This is a genomic window from Amycolatopsis sp. NPDC004378, from assembly GCF_053602455.1.
The window spans coordinates 26002-44875 of record NZ_JBSGDR010000004.1 but is presented as its reverse complement, the minus strand read 5'-3'; the positions used below and the strand labels follow the sequence as shown (position 1 = coordinate 44875).

Here is an 18874-nt window from a genome sequence, read left to right as displayed (position 1 = left end):
CTGGAATCGTTGTCCGCCGAAGTGAATGTCCCGTTACGGGACGTGGTCGGCAACCGGGAGCTCGCCCTGGAGGTCGTCCGCGAGACGCTGCGGCCGGGCGCGCTGGACCTGCCCGTGCGCTGGGCCCACGTCAGCGAGCTGCAGGACCCCGCGCCCTACCTGGTGGGCGGCGAGCTGATCCTCACCGCGGGGGTGAACCTCCCGGAGCGGATCGACCGGTACGTGCGCGGCCTGCGCGAAGCCGGGGTGACGGCGCTGGGGTTCGGGCTCACCCCGACGGTGTTCGAGACGCTGCCCGAGCCGTTGCGCCGGGCCTGCGCGCGGCACGGGCTGCCGTTGCTGGTGGTGCCCGCGCGGACGCCGTTCCTCGCGGTCAACCGGGCGGTGTCGGTCGCCCTGACCGAGGCCGGGCAGCGCGAGCAGCGGCGGATCACGGTGGCGCGGGAGGCGTTGACCCGCGCGGCCGGTGGCGGGCTGGGCGAGCTGACGTCGTCGCTGGCCGGGCAGCTGCGGTCGTGGGTCGCGCTGGTCGGGGCCGGAGACGTCCTGGCCTCGGCGCACGACGCGCCCACGCCGTTGCCGCCCGAGGTCCGCGAGCTGGTGGCGACCGTGCGGGCGGGCAGCGGCATCCGCAGCGCGACCACCGAGCTCGGTGCCGGGTTCGTGGTGGTCCAGCCGGTGTACCCGCAGGCGACGGCGTCGCACCTGGTGGTCGTCGGCCGGTCCCGGCGCTTCGACGGCGCCGAGCGGGCCATCCTCGCGGTCGGCGCGGCCCTGCTGGGCCTGGTGGGCCGGGCGGGGTCGGACGCGGCCGAGCTGGGCGCGGCGGCGACCGGGCTGCTGCTGGGCCGGGCGGCGCCCGGGGATGTCGCCCGCGCGCTGGTCGGCTCGGACGTCGTCCGGCTGGTCGCCGGGGTGGCCCACCGGCGGGGACCGGACGAGGCGGCCCAGCGACCCGACTGGCTGCGCGCGCGGCTCGACACGCCGCTGGTCTCGGTCCGGCCCGGCCGGTTCGTGGCGATCGCGGGGTCCGCGCCGCCGCTCCCGGCGCTGGAGGACCTGCGCGCCCACGGCTGGCTGGCGGCGGTGGGTTCCCCGGCACCGGCCGCACGGCTGTCCGAGAGCGAGGTCGACTTGCTGCTGGCGCGGGCGCAGGCGCTCGGCCGTCCGGTGGTCGCGGGGGACTCGCCCCTGGACTTCGACGCTTTGGTCACCCCGGGCGCCGCGGCGGGGTTCGCGGCGAAGGCCCTGGAACCGCTGGTGGCCTTGGACGCGGCGGGGGACCGGTTCTTGGTGCGCACCTTGCGGACGTGGCTGGCCCACCACGGCGGCTGGGAGCCGACGGCCGCGGAACTGGGCGTGCACCGCAACAGCGTCCGGCACCGGATCGCGCAGGTGGAGAAGGCGCTGGGAGTGGATTTGGCGGATCCCGAGGCCCGGATGCGGCTGTGGTTCGCCCTCCGGTGGGCTTCACCGGATCCACAAAGTCCTTAAAGGGCACTCTCAGGAAAATATGGGATTGTGGGCTCGTGCGAGTTTTGGTAGTCGAGGACGAAGAACCCCTGGCCGATGCGATCGCGCGCGGGCTGCGCCGGGAGGGCATGGCCGTGGACGTCGCGCTCACCGGGGACGACGGGCACGAGAAGGCCGCCGTCACGCGGTACGACGTCGTGTTGCTGGACCGGGACCTGCCCGGGATGTCCGGGGACGAGCTGTGCCGGGAGATCGTCGCGTCCGGGGAGCTGACCCGGGTGCTCATGCTCACCGCGAGCAGTTCGGTGTCCGACCGCGTCGACGGGCTGTCGCTCGGCGCCGACGACTACCTCGCGAAACCCTTCGCCTTCCCCGAGCTCGTCGCGCGGGTGCGGGCGCTGGGCCGCCGTGCCACGCCGGCCGCGCCGCCGCTGCTCACCGCCGGCGACGTCGAGCTCGACCCCGCCAAGCGCACCGTGCGCCGGGCGAGCGGGCCCGTCGAGCTGACGCGCAAGGAGTTCGGTGTGCTCGAGGTCCTCCTGCAGGCCGCCGGGTCCGTGGTCAGCAGCGAGGAACTGCTCGAACGCGTCTGGGACGAGAACGCCGACCCGTTCACCACGACGGTCCGGGTCACCGTCATGACGCTGCGCAAGAAGCTCGGCGAGCCGGGGATCATCGAGACCGTCGTCGGCTCCGGGTACCGGGTGCCGGAGCCCGGCGTACAACGCGCGTGAACCTGCCGGGCACCCGCAGCCTCCGCGCCCGGATCACCCTGCTGGCGACCGTGCTGGTCGCCGCCGTCAGCCTGCTGCTGCTGTGGCTGGCCTGGACGCTGGTGCGGGACTCGCTCGACGCGGTCCCGCAGATGCCGCCCGGCAGCGTGGTGGTCGTCGACGGCGTCCAGGTCGACGCGTCGACGCTGGCCGAGCACCTGCGCGTGCACGCCCGCGACCGGATGCTGCTGTTCGGCTCGATCGCGTTCCTGCTGGTGGTGGCGGCCGCGGCGATCCTCGCCTGGACGTTCACCTCGCGCGTCCTGCTGCCGCTGCGCGAGATCACCGGCACCGCGCGGCGGCTGTCGGTCGAGTCGCTCGGGGAGCGGATCGGCGAGGTGCGGTCGCGTGACGAGCTGGCGGAGCTGGCGAGCACGTTCGACGACATGCTCGACCGCCTCCAGGCCGCGTTCGACGCGCAACGCCACTTCGTCGCGAACGCGAGCCACGAGCTGCGGACGCCGCTGTCGGTGATCCGCACCGAGCTGGACGTCACCCTGGCCGACGACGCCGCCGACGAGGCCGAGCTGCGCCGGATGGGCGGCGTGGTCCGCGACGCGACCGAGCGCGCCGGGCAGCTGGTGAACTCGCTGCTGCTGCTGGCCCGCACCGACGGCGCCGGGCTCGGCGTTCGCGAGCCGGTCGACCTGGTGGTCGTCGTCGACCGGGCGTGGCGCGCGGTGCGGCTCGAGGCCGAGAAGCGCGGGATCCGGGCGTCGTTCGCGATGGCGCCGGCGCCCGCGTTCGGCGACCCGGCGCTGCTGGAGCGGATCGCGGGCAACCTGCTGGAGAACGCCGTCCGCCACAACGTCGAGGGTGGCTGGCTGGAGGTCGCGACCCAGGCCGGGCCGCAGTGGTCGACGCTGCGGGTCCGGTCGTCGGGCGGGCTCGTCGACCCGGCGGCGGTGGCCGAGCTGTTCGAGCCGTTCCGCCGGGCCGGGGTGGCCCGCACGGCCCGGCACGGCGCCGGGCTCGGGCTGTCGATCGTCCGCGCGGCCGTGGCGGCCCACGGCGGAAGCGTGGCGGCAGAACCGATCGTGGGCGGCGGCCTCGGCGTGACGGTCCACCTGCCCGTGCGCTAAGGGCCTGCCGCGGCTGTCCCTCACGACCGGCTGAGCGCGAGGCCGGCGCGGAGGACTCCGGCCGCGTGGAGCATCGCCGCGCGGGCGTCCGGGTCTACGCCAACGCGGTTCGCGAAGCCGTGTAGCTGGCCTTCGTGACGGCGGTGGACCACGGGAACTCCGGCTGCGGCGAGGCGGCGAGCGTAGGCCTCGCCTTCGTCGCGCAGCAGGTCGAAGCCGCACGTTGCCACGTACGTCGGCGGGAGGCCGGCCAGGGCGTCGTCGTAGAGGACCGAGGCTCGGGGGTCCTGGTAGGAACCGGGGTCGCGCAGGTACTGCGAGCGGTACCAAGCCCATTCGTCCCGGTCGAGGCGGAAGCCGGAGCCGAACCGGCGGTGGGACTCCGACGAGCCGAGCGCGTCCGTCGCCGGGGTCAGCAGCAGGCTGAACGCCGGGCGTGGCAGCTCGCCGCGGGCCGCCGCGTGGGCGACCACCGCCGCGAGGTTGCCGCCGCTGCTGTCGCCGCCCACCGCGAGCCGGGCCGGGTCCACGCCGTAGTCCTGAAAATGGGACGACACGTGGGAAAACGCCGCCACGGCGTCCGAAGCCGCCGCCGGGAACGGGTGTTCCGGCGCCAGCCGGTAGCCGATCGACAGCACCCGCACGCCGGCCTCCTCGGCCAGCAGCCGGCACGCGCCTTCGTGCGTGTCGAGACTGCCGAGCACGAACCCGCCGCCGTGGAAGTACACGATCGCCGGACCCGGCGACGGCAGCCCGGCCGGTTCGTACAGCCGCAGCGGCAGCGGCCCGCCCGGCCCGGGCCACGACGAGTCGCGCGTCCGGACGCCCGGGCAGATCCCGGCGCCGGCCAGCGCGCCCGCCAGGTTCAGCTCCGCCCGGGCCCGCGCGAGGCTGCCGTTCTGGTGCGGCGCGTCGAACGGCGCGAGCCGCGACACCCGCATCAGCACCCGGGCGGACAGCACCGGCGCCCGCCCGTCGACCACCACCGGGGGGCCGGCGACCACGCGCAGCACCGGCTCCGGCAGCCGCAGCAGGAGCCGCAGCCCGGTCATCACCGCCTGGACGAGCAGTCGTCTCACACCGAGTACATCGGACGGTCGACGCCGGGGGTTTCAGCGCACGTCGACGAAAACCGGGTTCGCGTACAGCCAGAGGTCCTCGAACGGGTTCGCCTGCCCGAGGACGTCCGGCGTCGGCTCGCCGGCACCGGACGTGCCGCGGACCCGCGCGTAGAACGGCGCCCGCACGTTCCGGAAGGTGTGGCGGTACACGACCTGCCGTCCGGGCGCCCACCGCGGCTCGAACGACTCGACGACCCGGGTGCCCGGTGCCGTCATCGTGTCGGGGTCGGCCACCGGGCCGGTGACGGGCCCCGCGATGACGTCCAGCCGGGCCAGCCGCGGGATCGAGCCGCCGCCGTTCGGCCGGGACGCCAGCCGCGCGGACACCACGAGCGTGACGTCCGAACCGCGCCGCACCCGCAGCCGGCCGCCCAGCGTCGCCGACGAGCCCCCGCCGTACACGCCGACCTGCAGGTCCTGCGCCAGACCGCCGTGCGTCAGCCAGATCCGCCCGGCCCGAAGGCCCTCGAGGACGCCTTCGAGGCTTCGCCGCGTGACGCCGACGTACGTGCGGCTGAACTCGCCGGGGTAGAAGTCGGCGTAAGGCGCGAGCAGCTGCGGCGAGCCGGTGTCGACCGGGTCCGGGAACTTCCCGTGCGTGTCGTACCAGTCGCCCGGCACGTCCGGCCGGACCAGCGTGTCGCCGCGGTTGTAGTGCGAGTCGGAGTTCGTGGTGATCCACCACGGCTTGCCCTCGGCGAGCATCGAGTCCCACAGGCCGCCGACCTTGGCCGTGGCCCAGTCCCAGCCGCCGAACGTCCGGTACGCCTCGGCCGGGAAGCCCGGCCACGAGTTCGGGCCCGGGCTGTTGGCGTAGCCGCCGCGGGCGCCGCCGTTGCCGAGCGGCTTCGGGAAGCCGTCGGCCTGCGCGCCGGGCGCGCCTTCCATGCCGATCACGATGTCCGGCGCGGCGTCGCGGTAGGCGCGCAGCTCGTGCGGCGCGACACGGCCGTTGCGCAGCGGGTGGTTGACCAGCACGACCGGCGCGTGGATCCGCCACGCGCGTTCCTCGTCGGAGAGCCAGCGCAACGCGCGCAGCGCCAGGGCCTCGTTCGCCGGGCTCGACGCCTCGGAGTTCGTCAGCCGCCAGTCGAAGGTCCGCTCGAACTCGCGCAGCTTGGCCGCCTGTGCCGGACCGGCCTGGAAGAACACCGTGGCGTGCTCGGCGCCCGGGACGTTCCACTCCATGCCGTGCCACAGCAGCAGGTCCGGGTACTTGCGCCGCGCGGCGAGGAAGTCCGCCTCGGTCGGCTCGACCGACACCTTCTCGTGCTCGGCGTGGCCGTGGTCGGTGAAGACGATCCAGTCGGCGCCGTGCGCGCGCCCGCCGCGGGCGATCTGGTCGATCCGGTACATCGCGTCGTACGAGTACTGGCTGTGCGTGTGGTGGTCGCCGACCAGCCACTGATAACGGCCGCACAGCCGGTCGAGATCGAGGTTTTCGGAGGCGGGGAGCGGAATGCCCGCGGCGGCGGCCGCGAGCCCGGCGCCCTTGAGGAACCGGCGTCTGTCGGAGGTCACGGCGGGACGCTAAGCCGTGCCGGTGAACGAAGGGTGTCCCGGCGGCCAACGTGTGCTGTGATCTTGGACGTGGACGACAAGCCCCTGGCCCGCGTGCTCGCGCCGGTGATCGCGCTGGCCCTGGCCGCCGGCGTCGGGCTGGCGTTCTTCGTCGCCGCGCTGAAGCGCCCGCCGGACCTGCCGGTCGACACGAACCCGGCGCCCCTGGCGGGCCATTCGCTGTGTGCGGCGGTCGTCCTGGTCTTCCCGACGGACGACGAGATGCGGGCGGCGGCCCGCTCCTTCCACGACGACCCGAAGGCGCGGCGGGTCTTCGTGGACCCGCCGTCGGTCTCGCTGCTCGCCGTCCCGGGCACCGACCTGAAGGCCTGGGCGCAGGAGCTGCACGCCCGCTTCCGGACCGCCGAGCGCGTCACGGTCATCGACGCGGACGCGACGGCGGCGCAGCTGAAGCTCAGTGCGCCGCCGCCGAAGTGCCCCCGCGAGGGCGAGTACTAGCTCGCCGGGACCGAAGCCACGCCCGGGGCGAGGAACGGCTTGCCGTTCACCCGCTCGGAGACGCCGGAGCGGTCCAGGTACGGCGTGATGCCGCCGTTCCAGAACGGCCAGCCCGCGCCGAGGATCAGGCACAGGTCGATGTCCTGCGCCTCCGCGACCACGCCCTCGTCGAGCATGATCCGGATCTCCTCGGCGATCGCCGCCAGGGCCCGCTCGCGCACCTGCTCCGAAGTGGACGGTTGGTCGCCCTGCGTCCACAGCTCGACGACCTCGGGGTCGGGGGACTGGTTGCCCTGGTCGTCCCAGACCCAGACGCCCTTCTTGCCCGCCTTGACGAACTTCGCGAGGTTCTCGGACACGGTGAACCGGTCCGGGAACGCCTCGTGCAGCGTCTCGCCGACGTGCAGCGCGATGGCCGGGCCGACGAGCTGCATCAGCGTCAGCGGCGACATCGGCAGGCCGAGCGGCTCGAGCGCGCCGTCGGCGACCTCGAACGGCGTGCCTTCGTCGACGGCCACCAGGACCTCGCCGAGGAAGCGCAGCAGGAGCCGGTTGACGACGAACGCCGACGCGTCCTTCACCAGCACGCTGGACTTCTTCAGCTGCTTGCCGACCGAGAACGCCGTCGCGAGCGACGCGTCGTCGGTCTTCTCACCGCGGACGATCTCCAGCAGCGGCAGCACGGCGACCGGGTTGAAGAAGTGGAAGCCGACGACCCGCTCGGGGTGCTGCAGCTTCGACGCCATCGCGGTGATCGACAGCGACGACGTGTTCGTCGCGAGGATCGCCTCGGGGGAGACGTGCTGCTCCAGCTCGGCGAACACCTGCTGCTTGACGCCCAGCTCCTCGAACACGGCCTCGATGACGAAGTCGGCGTCGGAGAACGCGGCCTTGTCGAGCGAGCCGGTCACCAGCGCCTTGAGCCGGTTCGCGCCGTCCGGCGAAAGCCGCTTCTTGGCCAGCAGCTTGTCGATCTCGGCGTGGACGTACCCGACACCCTTGTCGACGCGCTCCTGGTCGACGTCGGTCAGCACGACCGGCACCTTGAGGCGGCGCACGAACAGCAGCGCGAGCTGGCTGGCCATCAGGCCGGCGCCGACGATGCCGACCTTGTTCACCTTGCGGGCCAACGCCTTGTCCGGCGCGCCGGCCGGGCGCTTGGCGCGCTTGTTGACCAGGTTGAACGAGTACAGCCCGGCACGCAGGACGTCGGACAAGAGCAGCTCGGCGAGGCCGTCGGTCTCGGCCGCGTAACCGCGGTCGAGGTCGTTCTCGCGGGCCAGCTCCAGCAGCTCGACCGCCTTGGTCGCGCCCGGCGACGCGCCGTGCGTGCGACCGTCCACAAGGGACTTGGCGCGGGCGATGGCGGCGTCCCAGCCGGAGCTGCGGTCGATCTCGCGGCGGGCCGGGGTGATCTCGCCGTTGACCACCTTCGCCAGCCACAGCAGCGACTGCTCGAGGTAGTCGGCCGAGCCGAAGACCGCGTCGACGATGCCGAGCTCGGCCGTCTGCTTGACGTTCAGCATCTTGTTCTGCGCCAGGGCGTTCTCGATGATCACCGTGACGGCGGCGTCCGCGCCGATGAGGTTCGGCAGCAGCTGCGTGCCGCCCCAGCCCGGGAACAGGCCGAGGAAGACCTCGGGGAACGCGATGGCGGCGGTGTTCTCCGAGAGCGTCCGGTAGTGGCAGGACAGCGCCAGCTCCAGGCCGCCGCCCATGACCGCGCCGTTGATGAAGCCGAACGTCGGGATCTCGGTCTCGGTGAGGCGGCGGAAGACGTCGTGCCCGGTCTGGGCGATCTCGCGCGCCAGCTTCGGGTCGCTCACGGACTCGACGCCGGAGAGGTCAGCGCCGACGGCGAAGATGAACGGCTTGCCGGTGACCGCGATCGCGGCGGGCTCGGCCTCGAACGCCTTGTCCAGCGCGGAGTTCAACGACACGAGACCCTGGGGGCCGAAGGTGTTCGGCCGGGTGTGGTCGTGGCCGTTGTCGAGCGTGATCAGCGCGACGGGCTTGGTGAGCCCGGGCACCTTCACCAGCCGCGTCACGGCGTGGGTGACGACCTCGTCCGGGAACGCGGCCTTCGCTTCTTCAGCGGTGAAAGTCATTACTTCGCCCCCTCGAACGCCGGGTTCTCCCAGATCACGGTGCCGCCCATGCCGATGCCGATGCACATCGTGGTCATGCCGTACCGCACGTCGGGCCGCTCGGCGAACTGGCGGGCCAGCTGCGTCATGAGCCGGACGCCGGAGGAAGCCAGCGGGTGGCCGCACGCGATGGCGCCGCCCCACTGGTTCACGCGCGGGTCTTCGTCGTCGATGCCGAAGTGGTCGAGGAAGGCCAGCACCTGCACGGCGAAGGCCTCGTTGATCTCGAACAGGCCGATGTCGTCGATGGACAGGCCGGTGCGCTTGAACAGCTTCTCGGTGGCGGGCACCGGGCCGATGCCCATGACCTCCGGCTCGACGCCGGCGAAGGAGTAGCCGACCAGCCGCATCGCGACGGGCAGGCCCAGCTCGCGGGCGGTCTCCTCGTCGGCGAGGATCGACGCGGTGGCGCCGTCGTTGAGGCCCGCGGCGTTGCCCGCGGTGATCCGGCCGTGCGGGCGGAACGGCGTCTTCAGCCCGGCGAGCTGCTCGATCGTGGTGCCGGGGCGCGGCGGCTCGTCCTCGGTGGCGAGACCCCAGCCGAGGTCCTTCGACCGGGTGGCGACGGGGACCAGCTCCGGGCCGATCTTGCCGGTCTTGACGGCTTCGGCGTAGCGCTCCTGGCTGCGCGCGGCGTAGGCGTCGGTGCGCTGCTTGGTGATCGCGGGGAAGCGGTCGTGCAGGTTCTCCGCGGTCTGGCCCATGACGAGCGCGGTCGGGTCGACGAGCTTGTCGGCGATGATCCGCGGGTTCGGGTCGACGCCCTCGCCCATCGGGTGGCGGCCCATGTGCTCGACGCCGCCGGCGATGGCGATGTCGTAGGCGCCGAAGCCGATGCCGGACGCGGCGGTCGTGACGGCGGTCATCGCGCCGGCGCACATGCGGTCGATCGCGAAGCCGGGCACCGACTTGGGCAGCCCGGCCAGCAGCGCGGCCGTGCGGCCGATGGTCAGGCCCTGGTCGCCGATCTGGGTGGTGGCGGCGATGGCCACCTCGTCGACGCGCTCGGGCGGCAGCTCCGGGTGCCGCCGCAGCAGCTCGCGGATGGCGTTGACGACGAGGTCGTCGGCGCGGGTCCCGGCGTAGATGCCCTTGTCGCCGGCCTTGCCGAAGGGGGTCCGTACCCCTTCGACGAAGGCGACGTTGCGCACGCCCCGCGCGTTCGGCGCGAGCGGCGTTGCTGGTGCGGCCACGAATGCTCCATTAGTAGACGTCTGCGTTCGTTCGGGGGTCCGGGTGGCGGAGCCCCCGGCCCGGGGCCAAGCCCCGGTTGTCACTGCCCGCACGATAGCCCTTGTTACCCGTCGGTAACCAGTGGTGTGGCCCGGTCGAGTGGGCTACGGCACACTCTTGGGCGTGAGCGTCCCGCCCTTGACGAGCCACGCGACGCCGAATGCCCACACCGCGGCGCTCTCCAGCCACAGGGCCGGGTGCATCTCGGGCACCAGCTGCAGCCGGCTCGTCACGGCGATGAGCACCAGGGCGGCGAGGATCACGACACCGCAGACGCGGTAGACGACGCCGACGCCGGGCGGCTGCTCGCCGTCGTGGGGGAACAGGCGCAGGCAGAAGTAGGCGAGGGAGAGGAAGAACACCGCGGCGAACACCAGGTGCAGCACGCCCGAAGTGCGGTCCCAGCCCGTCACGGTCCCGCCGGGCGTGGTCGGGAAGAGCGCGAGCCCGATCGCGCCGAGCCCGGCGACGGTGCTCGCGATGTTGTCGACGCGGTCGTGGCCGTAGTACGCGAGCAGGAACACCCCGGCCGCGCACATCGCGCCGACGAAGACGTCCCGCAGATCGCTGTAGTAGTAGCCGCTGAGGGACCCGATGAGGTCGCCGCCCTGCACGAGCTGCTTGCCGAAGATCAGGACGAACGGCAGCGCGAGGCCGATCAGCCCGATCGCCCGGCGCAGGTAGAGGTAGGAGTGGACGAGCGGGGTTTCGGTCGCCGTGGTCATGGCCGCCTCCGGGGAGTTGTTACCGGGTACATCGGCAGGCCCGGCGCGGTCGCTGAAGGCTCGTTACCGCGCCGGGCAGCTGATCGTTACCCGCCGAGGTGCGCCCGCCAACCGCCCTTGGCGGAAATGTCTTCCGCGCCCTCCGTCGCCGCCGGTTCGCACAGGAACCCGGACACCCTCGAGCCGTCCGCCAGTTCCACCTTCCCGATCGCCAGGGGCGCCGGGATCCGCGAGACGAACTCGCCGAACCCGCGGGCCGGCAGTTCCCAGACCTCGGCCGCGATCGGGACGCCGCCGGACGGGACGCGCACCAGCCCCGGCTTCGGCGGGACCGTGTCCAGCGCGTACAGCCGGTACGACGCCGAAGTGGACACCTCCGAGACGAACCGGCCGCCCCTCGACGTCAGTTCGTGGTTCAGCGGCTGCCCGCGCAGGTGCGCGCCGACCACGACGATCGGGACCCGCTCGCCGCGCAGGCCCGCCAGCGCCGCCAGTTTCAGGTCGTCGTGCGGGGCGCCGACCAGCATCACGCCGAACGGGCGCCCGGCCACCGGGTCCGCCGGGACGGCGAGGGCGGACAGCCCGAACAGGTTGGTCGAGTTGGTGAACCGGCCCAGCCGCGCGTTGACCGCCACCGGGTCCGCGGCGACCTCGGCGATCGTGGGGTGCTCGGTCGTCGTGGGGACCAGCAGCGCGTCGACGCCGGCCAGCGTCGCCAGTGCTTCGGCGCGCAGTCCGGTCAGCTTCGCCTGGTCCGCGAACAGCCGGTGGGCCGGGATGTCCCGGGCGCCGGTGATGATGCCGTGCACGACCGGGTCGCAGTCGTCCGGGTGCGCGTCCAGGAACTCGCCGACCGCCGTGTACCGCTCGGCGACGAACGCGCCGCCGTACAGCAGTTGGGCGGCCTCGAGAAAAGCCGATATGTCCACAGTGGTCACTTCGGCGCCGGCCGCGGCGTAGTCCTCGACGACGGCCGCGAAGGCCGCCGCCCAGCCGTCCGCGAGGGGGCCGAGGTGGTCGGGCACGCCGAGGCGGAACCGTCCCGTGTGGACCTGCGCGGGTTCGGCCAGGCAGGTCAGGGCGAACGACGCCTCCTCGACCGTCCGCGCGAACAGGGACACGCAGTCGATGCTCGCGCACGCCGGGACGACGCCCTCGGTCGGCAGCAGGCCGGGTGTCGGCTTGAGCCCGACGATCCCGTTGTACGCCGCCGGGATCCGGCCGGACCCCGCGGTGTCCGTGCCCAGCGCCAGGTCCACGATGCCCAGCGCGACGGCCACCGCCGAGCCCGAGCTGGACCCGCCCGACACGTACGCCGGGTCGACGGCGTTGCGCACCGCGCCGTACGGGCTGCGCGTCCCGACCAGCCCGGTCGCGAACTGGTCCAGGTTCGTGGTGCCGAGCACCAGCGCCCCGGCGGCCCGCAGCCGCGCGACGACCGGCGCGTCCGCCTCCGGCTTGTACGCGTACGCCGGGCAGCCCGCCGTCGTCGGCAGGCCCGCGACGTCGATGTTGCCCTTGACCGCGACGAGCTTGCCGTGCAGCGGCAGCCCGCGTTCCCCCAGCGCCGCGGCTTCGGCCAGCACCTCGGCTTCGGGCCGCAGGTCGATCCAGATCTCCGGCCGGTCCACCTGCTCGATCCGGCGGTACGCGGCCCGGACGCGCTCGACGAGGCTCATCCGAGCACCACCAGGGGCGTGCCGGGGGCGACCTGGTCGCCGGGGGACACGAGCACTTCGACCACCTCACCGCCGGCCGGCGCGGGGATCCGCGCCTCCGTCTTCATCGCTTCCAGCGTCACCAGCGACTGGGCGTCTTCGACGCGCTCGCCCGCCGCGACGTCGACCCGCCACACCGTCGCCGCGAACGGCGCCTCGACGACGTGCCCGCCCGGCGGCGCCTCGACGCGCTTCGGCGGCCGCGTCACCGGTTCCGGTTTCGGGTCGAACTCGCCCGCCGCGGCCCACGCCCGCCGTTCGGCTTCGAACGCCGCCGACTGCGTCGCCCGGAATCCGGCGATGCTGCCGTCGTTGTCCGCCAGGAACTTCTGGTAGTCGGCCAGCTTGAACTCACCGTCGCGGGTGTCGAGCGCGAGCTGCCCGGACGAGCTTTGCGCGCGCAGCTCCAGCAGTTCGTCCGCGGACACCGGGTACCAGGAGATCCGGTCGAAGAACCGGAGGTTCCACGGCTGCTCGCCGCCGTGCCAGCTGTTCCACACCTGGACCGTCCGGCCGACGAACTGGTAGCCGCCCGGGCCTTCCATGCCGTAGATGCACAGGTACGCGCCGCCGATGCCGACGGAGTTCTCCGCGGTCCACGTGCGCGCCGGGTTGTACTTCGTCGTCACCAGGCGGTGGCGCGGGTCCAGCGGGGTCGCGACCGGCGCGCCGAGGTAGACGTCGCCGAGCCCGAGCACGAGGTACTCCGCGTCGAACACCGTGCGGTAGACGTCGTCCACACTGGACAGTCCGTTGACGCGGCGGATGAACTCGATGTTCCACGGGCACCACGGCGCGTCGTCGCGCACGCCGGTCATGTACCGCTCGATCGCCTCGCGGGTCGCCGGGTCGTCCCACGACAGCGGCAGCCGGACGCTGCGGCTCGGCACCACCAGGTCCGCGGTCGGCGGCAGGTCCCGCTCCAGCTCGCGCACGAGCCCCAGCGCCTTGCCGACCGGCAGCGCGTCCGGGTCGACGTGCACCTGCAGCGACCGGATGCCCGGGGTCAGGTCGACTATCCCCGGCACGCCCTCTCCGGCCAGCCGCTCGGCGAGCGCGTGCACGCGCATCCGCAGAGCGAGGTCGAGCTTCATCTCGCCGTACTCGACGAGGAGGTTGTCGTCGCCGCTGCGGCGGTAGGTGACCGACGGCTCTTCGTCCGAAGAGGACTGCCGCCCGAGGACACCGCCGTCGTGGCGGCCGTCCCTGGTGGACGTCACGGCCGAAGCGGGCCGCCGCCGCAGCGCCGCCGCGTGGTCGGTGTCGATCGGCACGAACCGCACGGTGTCGCCCGGGCGCAGTTGCCCGAGCTTCCACCGCTCGCCGGTGGCGACCGTCGCCGGGCAGACGAACCCGCCCAGGCTGGGCCCGTCCGGGCCGAGCAGGATCGGCAGGTCGCCGGTGTAGTCGACGGCGCCGATCGCGTACGGCGTGTCGTGGATGTTCGACGGGTGCAGGCCCGCCTCGCCGCCGTCCGCGCGCGCCCACTTCGGCCGCGGCCCGACGAGCCGGACGCCGGTGCGCGCCGAGTTGAAGTGCACCTGCCAATCGGTGGCGTAGAACGTGTCGACGTCCTCGGGCGTGAAGAACTCGGGTGCCGCGTGCGGTCCCTCCAGGGCGCCGATCGTCCAGCGGGACGCGAACTCCGGGCGTTCGGCCACCGGGCCGACCACGGGGTCCGCGGGTTCCGGCCCGGGGTGGAGGACGTCGCCCGCGGCCAGCGCGCGGCCGCCGTGCCCGCCGAACCGGCCGAGGGTGAACGTCGCCGTGCTGCCGAGGAACCGCGGCACGTCGACCCCGCCGCGGACCAGGACGTAGCTGCGCAACCCGGCCGTGCACGCCCGGACGTCGAGCGTCGCGCCGGCGGGCACCTCGACCGGTGTCCACAGGGGAACCTCGCCGCCGTCGACGAGCACGGCGGTCGGCGCACCGGTGACGCACACCCGCGTGGCGTGCGAGAACCGCAGTGTCACCCCGTCCACAGTGCACTCGAGGCCGGGCGCGCCTTCGGGGTTGCCCAGCGCGAGGTTGCCCAGCCGCAGCGAAAGGTCGTCCATCGGGCCGCTCGGCGGGACGCCGACGTGCCAGAACCCGGTGCGGCCCGGCCAGTCCTGCACGGTCGTCATCGTCCCGCCGCGCACGACGTCGATCCGCGGTTCGGCATCGTCGATGCCGTCCAAAGTGGACGTGTCGTGCGCGGCCGCCCCGAACGCCGCGTCGGCGGCCGCCGCGCGCAGCTGGCCGAGGTTGGTGCGCACGCCGTCGACACGGGTCGCGGCGAGCGCTTCCCGCAGGTTCTCCAGGGCCCCGGCGCGGTCGGTGCCGGTGCAGATCACCTTGGCCAGCAGCGGGTCGTAGTGCGTGGTGACGGTCGTGCCCGGCTCGACCCAGGTGTCCACCCGCGCGTCCGCGGGGAACGCGACGTGCGTGACGAGGCCCGCGCTCGGCCGGTGCCCGGCGCTCGGGTCCTCGGCGTACACGCGCGCCTCGACGGCGTGCCCGCGCGCGACCGGCACCGCGCGGAACATCGCGCGGTCGCCCTGCGCGAGCCGCAGCATCCAGGCGACCAGGTCGACGCCGTACACGGCTTCGGTGACCGGGTGCTCGACCTGCAGCCGCGTGTTGACCTCGAGGAACGCCGCCTCGCCGCGTTCGGGGTCGTAGACGTACTCGACCGTGCCCGCCGAGCGGTACCGCACCGACGAGCACAGCGCGACGGCCGAGTCCACCAGCCGGCCGCGGACCGCGTCCGGCAGGTCCGGCGCCGGGCACTCCTCGACGACCTTCTGGTTGCGCCGCTGCAGCGAACAGTCACGCGTGCCCAGCGCCAGGACCTCGCCGAAGCCGTCGCCGAACACCTGGACCTCGACGTGCCGGGCGTGGCGCACCAGCCGTTCGAGGAACACACCGGAGTTCGCGAAGCTCTTGGCCGCGATGCTCTGCACGGATTCCCAGGCCGCGCGCAGCTCGTCCGGCGTCGCGCAGGCGCGCATGCCGATCCCGCCCCCGCCGCCGGTCGCCTTGAGCATCACCGGGTAGCCGATGGCGTCCGCCCGCGCCAGCGCTTCGTCCACATCGGACAGGAGGCCGGTGCCGGTCAGCAGCGGCACGCCCGCCGCGACGGCCGCCTCGCGCGCGGTGTGCTTGCTGCCGAACACCTCCAGGTGCTGCGGGGCCGGCCCGGCGAACGCGAGCCCGGCGTCCTCGCAGGACCGCGCGAACGCCGCGTCCTCGGACAGGAACCCGTACCCGGGGTGCACGGCGTCGCAGCTGGTTTCGAGCGCGGCGGCCACGATCGCGTCGGCCCGCAGGTAGCTTTCCGCGGCCGGTGCCGGGCCGAGCCGCACGGCCCGGTCGGCGAGCCGGACGTGCGGGGCGAGACGGTCGGCGTCGGAGTGCACGGCGACGGTCTCGAGCCCGAGTTCCCGGGCCGTGCGCAGGATCCGGACGGCGATCTCGCCGCGGTTGGCGACGAGCAGCCTCACTCGCCGCCTCCGGGGGACGTCACGACCATGCGCACCGGCGTCGGGTCGAACCCGTTGCAGGGGTTGTTGATCTGCGGGCAGTTCGAAACGAGCACGAGGACGTCGGTCTCGGCGCGCAGCCGGACTTCGAGGCCCGGCGCGGAGATCCCGTCGACGATGCCGAGGGTGCCGTCCGCCTCGACCGGCACGTTCATGTACCAGTTGACGTTGCTGACCAGGTCGCGCTTGCCCAGCCCCCACTTCGCGCCTTCGCTGAGGAAGTTCTCGACGCAGGCGTGCTGGAAGCGGGTGTGCTGGCCGTAGCGGAGGCTGTTGGACTCCTTGCTGCACGCGCCGCCGAGCGTGTCGTGGCGGCCGCAGGTGTCGGCGACGACGGTCAGCAGCGGTGCGCCCTCCTGGGTGCGCAGCACGCTGCCGGTGGTGAGGAAGATGTTCCCCTGCGCGGCGATCGTCGCCGCGGCGCTGTAGCGCTTCGCCGTGTCGTTCGCGTCGTAGCAGAGGAAGTCGACGGCCTGGTTGCCGCCGAGGTCGATGATCGCCAGCTCGCTGCCCTGCTTGAGTAGGGTGGAGAACGGCGCTCGCGCCGGGACGTCGAAGGTCAGCTCCAGCCGGGACTCGTACGCCGTGCTCATGCGATCCCCCGGGCGGTCAGGTAGTCGGCGGTGTTCTCGAACGCGCGCTGCGCCTCGGGTGTGTGCGTCCATTCGGGACTGTCCGGTGTGGACGGTGTGTCGCGCCAGGCGAGTACCTCGAGGTTCGTCGCGGTGTAGCCCGGCCGCGGGTCCACCGGGTGCGGCACGTTCGCGATCAGCACGACCGACGGGATTTCGATCCGCAGGTCGACGGACTTCCCGGCCCCCGCGGAGCCGGTGAATTCGAGACCGCCTTCGGGCTGGACCCGCACGCCCTGGAAGAACGACAGGCTGGGCGGGATGTCCCGCGGCCCGAGGCCGTTCTTGGCCGCGGCCAAGGTGAACAGCGGCAGCCCGGCGGGGGCGGGGCCCTGGGGCGCGCCGTCGCCGTAGCGCTCGGTGTTGCCGTCCACAGTGGACGTCCCGCACAGCGCGTCGTGGTGCCCGCTGGAGTCCGCGACGATCGTGGCCAGCACCCGCGCCTGGTCCGACAGCAGCGCCACCTTTTCGCCGAGGTAGGCGTTCCACTGCACCTTCACGGTGTCGGCGACGTTGAGCCGCTCCCACGGCTGGTCCGCGTTGAACAGCAGCAGGTGCGCGCAGGCGTCGCCGTCGACGTCGGTCAGCCGCAGCCGCGTGCCGCGGGCCAGGACCTTGTGCGTGTAGCCGCCCCCGGCCACGGTCTCGGCCCAGGTGAGCGCCTCGGCCGCGACGCCGGGCGGCGGCGACGGCCAGCTGCTCGCCGGGATCGACGGCATCGTTTCGACCACGGTGCCGGCCTGGGCCCGGGCGTGGTCGCGGGCGCCGTAGGTGGTGGCGGTGGTGCTCATGGACGTCCTCTCTCAGATCGCGGGTTCGAGGGCGGGAGCGGGGCGCAGCCGCAGCCAGCAGAGCCAGCCGATCACCAGTGCGCCGCCGACGAACTCTATCGGGAACAGGAGCATCCAGGGGGAGCCCGAACCGGACAGGTCGTAGATCTCCGGGCGCGGCCACGCGATGTCGACGATCATCGCGATCCCGTAGAGGACGGCTGCCCCGTTCACCGGAACACCCCACCGCCCCAGGGAGAACCGGCCGGGCTCGGCGGGGAACCGCCCGCGGAGCCGGTTCACCAGCAACGGGCCGGTGACCAGCAGGTACGCCAGGTAGACGACGACCACGGACGTCCCGGTGACGGTGCTGAACAGGGTCGGGTTGCCGACGTTGAGCAGCAGCAGCGCGATCGCGAGCCCGCCGGACAGCAGCGCGGGCGCGACCGGCGTCCCGGTGCGCGGATTCACCGACGAAAGTCGGGTGGACGCGGGGAGCGCGCCGTCGCGGGCCATGGCGTAGACCAGCCGGACGGTGCCGGTCTGGATGGTCAGCGTGCAGACCACGACGGCGATCGCGACGTCGGCGAGGAAGACGCGGCCGAGGGTGTCGCCGAAGACGGCCGTGATCACGTACGGCAGGCCGTGGCCGGCGAGCTGCCCGTCGGTCAGGCTCGGCGCGGCCATCAGCGCGGTGACGACCACGGCGAGCCCGCCGATCCCGGACACCAGCACGGCCCGCAGCACGGCGCGGGGAGCGGTGCGCCGCGGGTTCTTCGTCTCCTCCGCGACCGACGCGGCGGTGTCGAAGCCGTAGAGGACGTAGGCGGCCATGAGCGCCGAGGCGAGCACGCCGCCGACGCCGGCCCCCGTGCCCGGCGCGTCGTGCAGCACCACCTGCGGGCCCCGGACGGCGAACAGCCCGAGCCCGGTGATGAGCACGACGACCCCCAGCAGTTCGGCCGCGACCCCGACGTCGTTGATCCGCGCCATCAGCCGGACCCCGCCGGCGTTGACCGCGGTGGTGAAGAAGAGCAGGAGCGTGCCGAGGAGGACGGCGTTCGCCGCGCCGCTCGGGGTCGTCACCGACGGGTCGCCGCCGACGAGCTGGAAGCCGTCCCACACCGAAGGCAGGACCACCTGCAGCGCGATCGCCGCGGCCGCCAGGGCGACGACGCAGCCGAGCAGCATCATCCAGCCGGCGAGCCAGCCGAGGAAGCCGCGGGTGAGCTGTTTCGCCCACTGGTAAACGGATCCCGCGAGCGGGTAGCGCGCGGCGAGCTCGGCGAAGGTGAGGGCGACGAGCAGCTGGCCGGCGAGGACGGCCGGCCACGTCCAGAAGAAGAGCGGGCCGCCGAAGGTGTAGCCGAAGCCGAAGAGCTGGAAGACGGTCGTGAGGATCGAGACGAACGAGAAGCCGGCGGCGAAGGCGGAGAACCCGCCCAGCGACCGGCGGAGCTCCTGGCGGTAACCGAAGGCGGCGAGATCGTCGGGCATGCGCACTCCTTTTTTCGGTCGCTTGACAGAAATTAGGGCCGCGCCGGGACTGCCCGATCTCCGGCGCGTTAGGAGCTCGTTAACGGCCGGGCCGACCGGACGTCAACGGCGACATGTGGGGGTAACCGCACCGCGGAGTACGTGCCCGGGCCGCCGACCT

Annotated in this window: 14 protein-coding genes; 4 read left to right on the top strand and 10 right to left on the bottom strand. The window is 73.3% G+C overall.

Features of this window, described 5'->3' with window-relative positions; all coding sequences use genetic code 11:
• Positions 1-9 precede the first annotated feature (9 nt).
• From ACWEN0_RS15180 to ACWEN0_RS15170, 3 genes are read left to right on the top strand one after another with little or no spacing between them, the layout of a single operon-like run.
• Positions 10-1494, top strand: coding sequence for a PucR family transcriptional regulator (locus ACWEN0_RS15180; RefSeq protein WP_451973407.1), 1485 nt, complete (start codon positions 10-12; stop codon positions 1492-1494).
• Between the two features lie 35 nt (positions 1495-1529).
• Positions 1530-2207, top strand: coding sequence for a response regulator transcription factor (locus ACWEN0_RS15175; protein WP_451973405.1), 678 nt, complete (start codon positions 1530-1532; stop codon positions 2205-2207).
• Complete coding sequence (locus ACWEN0_RS15170; RefSeq protein ID WP_451973403.1) at positions 2204-3328, top strand: sensor histidine kinase; 1125 nt, start codon at positions 2204-2206, stop codon at positions 3326-3328. The genes ACWEN0_RS15175 and ACWEN0_RS15170 overlap by 4 nt, the downstream gene beginning before the upstream one ends.
• Positions 3329-3348: 20 nt before the next feature.
• Here the strand turns inward: ACWEN0_RS15170 and ACWEN0_RS15165 are convergent, their stop codons facing one another.
• Together ACWEN0_RS15165 and ACWEN0_RS15160 are read right to left on the bottom strand one after the other, a co-directional pair.
• Positions 3349-4407: an alpha/beta hydrolase gene (locus ACWEN0_RS15165; RefSeq protein WP_451973401.1), complete on the bottom strand. Its 1059-nt coding sequence runs from the start codon at positions 4405-4407 to the stop codon at positions 3349-3351.
• Positions 4408-4440: 33 nt separating this feature from the next.
• A complete protein-coding gene (locus tag ACWEN0_RS15160; protein WP_451973399.1) occupies positions 4441-5970 on the bottom strand; it encodes a twin-arginine translocation signal domain-containing protein in 1530 nt (509 codons plus the stop codon).
• A 69-nt stretch (positions 5971-6039) separates the two neighbouring features.
• On the opposite strand from ACWEN0_RS15160, the gene ACWEN0_RS15155 reads away from it, so the two are divergent.
• Positions 6040-6468: a hypothetical protein gene (locus tag ACWEN0_RS15155; protein WP_451973397.1), complete on the top strand. Its 429-nt coding sequence runs from the start codon at positions 6040-6042 to the stop codon at positions 6466-6468.
• On the opposite strand, the gene ACWEN0_RS15150 is transcribed toward ACWEN0_RS15155, so the two are convergent.
• From ACWEN0_RS15150 to ACWEN0_RS15115, 8 genes are all read right to left on the bottom strand, one after another.
• Positions 6465-8576, bottom strand: coding sequence for a 3-hydroxyacyl-CoA dehydrogenase NAD-binding domain-containing protein (locus tag ACWEN0_RS15150; protein WP_451973395.1), 2112 nt, complete (start codon positions 8574-8576; stop codon positions 6465-6467). The genes ACWEN0_RS15155 and ACWEN0_RS15150 overlap by 4 nt on opposite strands.
• Complete coding sequence (locus tag ACWEN0_RS15145) at positions 8576-9766, bottom strand: thiolase family protein (protein ID WP_451974277.1); 1191 nt, start codon at positions 9764-9766, stop codon at positions 8576-8578. Before ACWEN0_RS15145 ends, ACWEN0_RS15150 begins: the two co-directional genes overlap by 1 nt.
• A 186-nt stretch (positions 9767-9952) precedes the next feature.
• Positions 9953-10573 (bottom strand): DUF998 domain-containing protein, encoded by a 621-nt coding sequence (locus tag ACWEN0_RS15140; protein WP_451973393.1) that lies wholly within the window; start codon positions 10571-10573, stop codon positions 9953-9955.
• 86 nt (positions 10574-10659) lie between these two features.
• Complete coding sequence (locus tag ACWEN0_RS15135; RefSeq protein ID WP_451973391.1) at positions 10660-12252, bottom strand: allophanate hydrolase; 1593 nt, start codon at positions 12250-12252, stop codon at positions 10660-10662.
• Positions 12249-15776, bottom strand: coding sequence for an urea carboxylase (gene uca / locus ACWEN0_RS15130; RefSeq protein WP_451973389.1), 3528 nt, complete (start codon positions 15774-15776; stop codon positions 12249-12251). Before uca ends, ACWEN0_RS15135 begins: the two co-directional genes overlap by 4 nt.
• Positions 15773-16408 (bottom strand): urea amidolyase associated protein UAAP2, encoded by a 636-nt coding sequence (locus ACWEN0_RS15125; protein ID WP_451973387.1) that lies wholly within the window; start codon positions 16406-16408, stop codon positions 15773-15775. Before ACWEN0_RS15125 ends, uca begins: the two co-directional genes overlap by 4 nt.
• Entirely contained in the window at positions 16405-17238 is an 834-nt protein-coding gene (locus tag ACWEN0_RS15120; RefSeq protein WP_451973385.1) for an urea amidolyase associated protein UAAP1, read from the bottom strand. The genes ACWEN0_RS15125 and ACWEN0_RS15120 overlap by 4 nt, the downstream gene beginning before the upstream one ends.
• 12 nt (positions 17239-17250) lie before the next feature.
• A complete protein-coding gene (locus ACWEN0_RS15115) occupies positions 17251-18720 on the bottom strand; it encodes an amino acid permease (RefSeq protein WP_451973383.1) in 1470 nt (489 codons plus the stop codon).
• Positions 18721-18874 lie beyond the last annotated feature (154 nt).

Excerpts from the sequence above, each read along its gene's own strand:
- ACWEN0_RS15150 (WP_451973395.1), bottom strand. The coding sequence starts at position 8,576 with ATGACTTTCACCGCTGAAGAAGCGAAGGCCGCGTTCCCGGACGAGGTC.
- ACWEN0_RS15140 (WP_451973393.1), bottom strand. The coding sequence starts at position 10,573 with ATGACCACGGCGACCGAAACCCCGCTCGTCCACTCCTACCTCTACCTG.
- ACWEN0_RS15135 (WP_451973391.1), bottom strand. The coding sequence starts at position 12,252 with ATGAGCCTCGTCGAGCGCGTCCGGGCCGCGTACCGCCGGATCGAGCAG.
- ACWEN0_RS15125 (WP_451973387.1), bottom strand. The coding sequence starts at position 16,408 with ATGAGCACGGCGTACGAGTCCCGGCTGGAGCTGACCTTCGACGTCCCG.
- ACWEN0_RS15120 (WP_451973385.1), bottom strand. The coding sequence starts at position 17,238 with ATGAGCACCACCGCCACCACCTACGGCGCCCGCGACCACGCCCGGGCC.